Source organism: Micromonospora sp. ATCC 39149 (assembly GCF_000158815.1).
GTDB lineage: Bacteria > Actinomycetota > Actinomycetes > Mycobacteriales > Micromonosporaceae > Micromonospora.
In genome coordinates this window covers 184,098-188,512 of sequence record NZ_GG657738.1, presented here as the reverse complement: position 1 = coordinate 188,512, position 4,415 = coordinate 184,098, and the positions used below count along the sequence as shown (strand labels likewise).

At 74.9% G+C, this 4,415-nt stretch carries 6 protein-coding genes; 3 read left to right on the top strand and 3 right to left on the bottom strand.

Features of this window, described 5'->3' with window-relative positions; translation table 11 throughout:
* From MCAG_RS33170 to MCAG_RS00830, 3 genes are all read right to left on the bottom strand, one after another.
* Positions 1-383: hypothetical protein (locus MCAG_RS33170; protein ID WP_007071110.1), on the bottom strand; the 383-nt coding region annotated here is incomplete at its 3' end.
* Positions 380-589: a hypothetical protein gene (locus MCAG_RS00835; protein WP_036371794.1), complete on the bottom strand. Its 210-nt coding sequence runs from the start codon at positions 587-589 to the stop codon at positions 380-382. The genes MCAG_RS33170 and MCAG_RS00835, both read right to left, overlap by 4 nt.
* A gap of 84 nt (positions 590-673) precedes the next feature.
* The gene (locus tag MCAG_RS00830) at positions 674-1,555 is read right to left on the bottom strand and encodes a universal stress protein (RefSeq protein WP_007071109.1); all 882 of its coding nucleotides are present in this window, start codon (positions 1,553-1,555) and stop codon (positions 674-676) included.
* A gap of 198 nt (positions 1,556-1,753) precedes the next feature.
* Between MCAG_RS00830 and MCAG_RS00825 the strand changes: the two genes are divergently transcribed.
* The 3 genes from MCAG_RS00825 to MCAG_RS00815 all read left to right on the top strand — a co-directional run bounded on the left by MCAG_RS00825 (position 1,754) and on the right by MCAG_RS00815 (position 4,351).
* On the top strand, positions 1,754-2,944 hold the full coding sequence (locus MCAG_RS00825) for a PP2C family protein-serine/threonine phosphatase (RefSeq protein ID WP_036375873.1): 1,191 nt from the start codon (positions 1,754-1,756) through the stop codon (positions 2,942-2,944).
* Between the two features lie 33 nt (positions 2,945-2,977).
* Positions 2,978-3,424 carry a MarR family winged helix-turn-helix transcriptional regulator gene (locus MCAG_RS00820; RefSeq protein WP_007071107.1) on the top strand — a complete coding sequence of 149 codons (447 nt, stop codon included), beginning with the start codon at positions 2,978-2,980 and terminating at the stop codon, positions 3,422-3,424.
* Between the two features lie 276 nt (positions 3,425-3,700).
* Positions 3,701-4,351: a CDP-alcohol phosphatidyltransferase family protein gene (locus MCAG_RS00815; protein WP_007071106.1), complete on the top strand. Its 651-nt coding sequence runs from the start codon at positions 3,701-3,703 to the stop codon at positions 4,349-4,351.
* Positions 4,352-4,415: the final 64 nt, after the last annotated feature.

The following is a 4,415-nucleotide window of genomic DNA, read 5'->3' as shown; positions in this document are numbered from 1 at the left end:
TCGGTGCGGCTCCACCGCCGGGGGTCGGTGACCCCCAGCGCGGTCATCGACCCGTCCGAGGCGGCCATCACGCCCCCGCCGAGCAGCAGCACGGCCACCGGCAGGGGAGTACGGCGGTGCCCCGCCAGCAGGGCGAACACCACACCGGTGGTGACGCCCAGCCCGTACCCGAGCAGGGGCCCGAGGCCCGCGCGGCGGTTGGCCGCCCGGTCCTCGGGCCCCAGGTCGACGTGTGTCAGCCCGGCGACGCGGCGGGCGCTCTCCTCGGGGGTGCTGCTCGCCGGTCGGGCGCGCAGCACCATGTCGGCGTAGCCGACCATGTTCAGCGCGGCGCTGCCCACCGCGCCGGCGACGGCCCCGTCGATCAGCCTGGTCCCGCTCACTTCGGGTCGCCCGGCTCGCGTTCGCCCTTCGGGCCGTACGTCCGTTCGCCCCGCACGACGCCGTGTTGTCCCCGGTCGTCCTGCAGGATCCGGTTGGCGACCTGATTGGCCTCGGAGTCGGCCGCCCGTCCGGAATTCTCGATTAGGTCGCGCAGCCGCGCCCGTTGCTTGTCGTACGCGTTGCTGCCCGGTCGTGGTCCTGGCATCGCCGCCTCCTGCGGTCTGGGGCTGTTGGCGCACGTCGTCTACCCGCCTGCGCCGGGGCCAACCGTCCCTGGGTGGCGACCGCCTCAGGCGGGGGCGCGCACCACGGCGACGGGGCAGTCGGCGTGGTGCAGCACGGCGTGGCTGACCGAGCCGAGGACCAGGCCGGTGAACTCGCCGCGGCCCCGCCCGCCGACCACCAGCAGTTGGGCCCCGCGCGAGGCTTCGGTGAGCGCCGCGACGGGCCGATCGCGGACCGCCGCCGCCTCGACGGGCAGCTGCGGCCAGCGTTCGCCGAGCCCGGCGAGGGACTCGGCCAGCACCCGCTCCTCCTCGCTGCGCAGCTCGCGCTTGTCGTGGACGAGGGGTTGCATGTCGCCGGGTCCGGTGGAGGCCGGGTGCCGGTAGGCGTGCACGGCGCGCAGCGTGACACCGCGTACCGTCGCGGCCTCGGCGGCGAACTCCACGGCGGCGTGGGACAGCGCGGAGCCGTCCACCCCGACCACGACCGGCCCGTCGGTGCGCGCCGCGCCGCGGGCGACGAGCACGGGACAGTCGGCGTACGCGGCGACCTTGACCGCCACGGAGCCGAGCACCAGCGTGGCGAACCCGCCCAGTCCCCGGTCGCCGACGACGATCATCACGGCGGTGGGGGACTCTCCGACCAGCACGGCGGCGGCCTCCCCGTCGATGATCTCCCCGGTTATCCGGACGTCCGGCGCGGCCGTCTCGGCCTCGGCGACGGCCTCCGCCACGAGCCGTTCGGCCTGGTGGCGCAGTCCTGCGCCGGGCGGTCCGCCGGGGGCCGGGCCGAGCGGCACGCGCAGCAGCGGCCAGATGAAGCCGTGCACCACCCGCAGCGGCCGGTTCCTGCGGGCCGCCTCCCCGGCGGCGAGCCGGACGGCCCGCAGGGACGACTCCGAGCCGTCCGCGCCCACCACCACCGCCGCGCCATTGGTCGCGTTCACCGCTGTACCTCCTCCGCCGTGGGCACGCGGTCAGTATCGCGGCCGGCTGGCCGTCGCCGAGGCGATACCGCGCAGGTCACCGGGCCGGCACGGCGTCCGGACGTCGGTGGGAGAGGAAAACGATCGACCGTGCCGGCTGGCCGGCCGCGGCCCTCCGTATGATGCTTGCCCTACAGCAAGAGTTGTCGGAGGGTGATCATGCCGCAGGCGTCCGGAACGGTGTCCCGCGCGCTGCGCGAGGCGCCGCCCGACCGGTTGGCGGAGGCCGCCGACGGGGCCATCCGCGCTGCTCTGGGCGCGTCCCGGACCGAGGTGTTCGTCGCCGACTACCGGATCAGCGGGCTGTGGGCGGTGCTGGACCCGGACCTGCCCGACGCCGGCTTCCTCGCCTGCCAGGGCGTGGCGCAGCGCTGCTTCAGCAGCCAGCAGCCGGTGCTCGACGGCGGGGAGGACGGCCGGTGCCGGGTCTACCTGCCGCTGACGGTCTGGGGCGAGCGCCTCGGTGTGCTCCTGGTCGAGCTTGCGGCGGCCCCGGCGGCGTCGACTGTGGAGACGGCGCAGGACATCGCCGGTGAGCTGGCGCTGGCGTTGCGCGCGGCCGACCGGGAGACCGACCGGTACCGCCGGGCCCGCCGCCGGGAGCGGTTGAGCATGGCCGCGGAGATGCAGTGGGACCTGCTGCCGGGCCGCAGTGTCACGCACGGCGCGTTCCTGCTGGCCGGGCAGTTGGAGCCGGCGTACACGGTGGGCGGCGACCACTTCGACTGGTCGGTGGACGGTGACCGGCTCGCGCTGACGGTACTCAACGGCGCGGGCACCGGCCTGTCGGCGTCGCTGCTGACGGCGGTGGCGGTCAACGCGATGCGCAACGCCCGCCGCTCCGGCGGCGGACTGGTCGAGCAGGCCGAACTGGCTTCGGACACGGTCTTCTTCCAACACCGGGGCGAGCGGCACGTGGCCACGCTGTTGCTGGAGCTGGACACTACCGACGGCCGGGTGCGCGCGGTGGACGCGGGCTCGCCGCACGTGTTGCGGCTGCGGGGCGGTTCGGTCGAGCGGGTGCCGCTGGAGCAGCAGTTGCCGTTGGGCATGTTCGCCGAGGCCCGCTACGAGGTCCAGGAGTTCACCATCGAACCGGGAGACCGGCTCTTCGTGGTCAGCGACGGCGTGTACGCGGCGGCGCCGGGCGGCCGGGAGCCGTACGGTGAGCGGGCCATGGCCCGGTCGATGCGCGCGACTCGCTTGCAGCCGGCGACCGAGGCGGTTGGTACGGTGATGCGCGGGCTGCAGTCCTACCACGCCGACGCCGATCTGCGCGACGACGCGGTGGTCGTCTGCCTCGACTGGCGCCCCCGGGCCGGGGGCCTGGGCGCGGCGGCGGGGCGGTAGCGGGACACGAGCGGACATCGCAGGGGACGTCGGGTGGAGCAACCGGATCTCGCCGCGGCGATCGACGTCGCCGCCGAGGCGCTCGTGCGCGTGCTCGATCCGGCGGGTTCCCGGCATCAGATGACCGTCTCGCCCACGCAGCTGCGGGTGCTCTCGCTGATCAGCGCCCGTCCGCTTACCAACGTGAACCGCCTCGCGGAGCTGCTCGACGTGGTCCCGTCGTCGGCGAGCCGGCTGTGCGACCGGCTGGAGGCGATCGGGCTGCTGCGGCGGGTGGCCGATTCTCGGGACAAGCGCGAGGTGCGGCTGGTGCCGACGGCCGCGGCGGAGGCGCTGCTGCGGGAGCTCACCGAGCGCCGGCAGCGGGCGGTACAGGCGGTGCTGGAGCGGATGCCGTCGCGCCAACAGCACGAGCTGTTGCTGGCGCTGTTGGCGTTCAGCCAGGCGGCAGCGCCGGATCCGGGAGCCCGGCCCGCCTGACTGCGACTTATTGTCCTAGGATGCCTTACGCGACGTGAAGTCGACCACAGGCACGCCAGCGCTCCAGCGAGGCGAGCACGGACAACCGGGTGCCGAGAGCGGGCCCGATATAGTGACAGCGCAAGTCACCGGCCCCTGGTCCGCATCGGATCGGGGGCCGCGCCAGGGGAGGTCCCGGCCCGGGATCCGAAGGTGCCGGCGGTTGCCGGCCAGCAACGCGTGCGTCCTCCGTAGCGCCCGCTCCGGGTGCCGGACGATGCCGCGGAGGGAGGTTCGGTGTCGCGTCGGCCGGCGGGGGCCCTGCCCCCGGAGAGGACCGGCGGCCCGGGCGTCGCGCAGACCGGGGACCGCGTACTCACCCTGCCCAACCTGATCAGCTTCGTGCGGCTGCTCGGTGTGCCGCTGTTCCTCTACCTGCTGCTGGTGGCGCGCGCTGACGTCGCCGCGGTGGTGGTCCTGGCGCTCGGGGGCACCACGGACTGGGTCGACGGCTGGATCGCCCGCCGGTTGCGGCAGGTCAGCCGCCTGGGTGAACTGCTGGACCCGTTGGCCGACCGGCTCTACATCCTGGCGACCCTGCTGGCGTTCACCGCGCGCGAGGTGGTGCCGTGGCAGTTCACCGCGGCGCTGCTGGCCCGGGAGTTGCTGCTGCTGGGGTCGCTGGGGGTGCTGCGCCGGTACGGGTACGGGCCGCCGCCGGTGCACTATGTCGGTAAGACGGCGACGTTCCTGCTGCTGGCCGCGTTCCCGATCCTGTTGCTGGCGCACGCCACGTCGGCGGTCACGGCGACGGTGGCCGGGGCGGTCGGCTGGGGGCTGGCCTGGTGGGGTCTGGTGCTGTACTGGGCGGCCGGCGCGCTCTACGTGGTGCAGGCGGCCCGGTTGGTGCGGGCGGTGCGGTCCGGGGTGGCGGGGGCGGCGGCATGACGGGTCCGACGGGGCGGCGTCCGGACGCCGGCGAGGGCCGCGCCGCGGCGTCTCGGGTGTACGC

Excerpts from the sequence above, each read along its gene's own strand:
- MCAG_RS00835 (WP_036371794.1), bottom strand. The coding sequence starts at position 589 with ATGCCAGGACCACGACCGGGCAGCAACGCGTACGACAAGCAACGGGCG.
- MCAG_RS00825 (WP_036375873.1), top strand. The coding sequence starts at position 1,754 with ATGCCGCAGGCGTCCGGAACGGTGTCCCGCGCGCTGCGCGAGGCGCCG.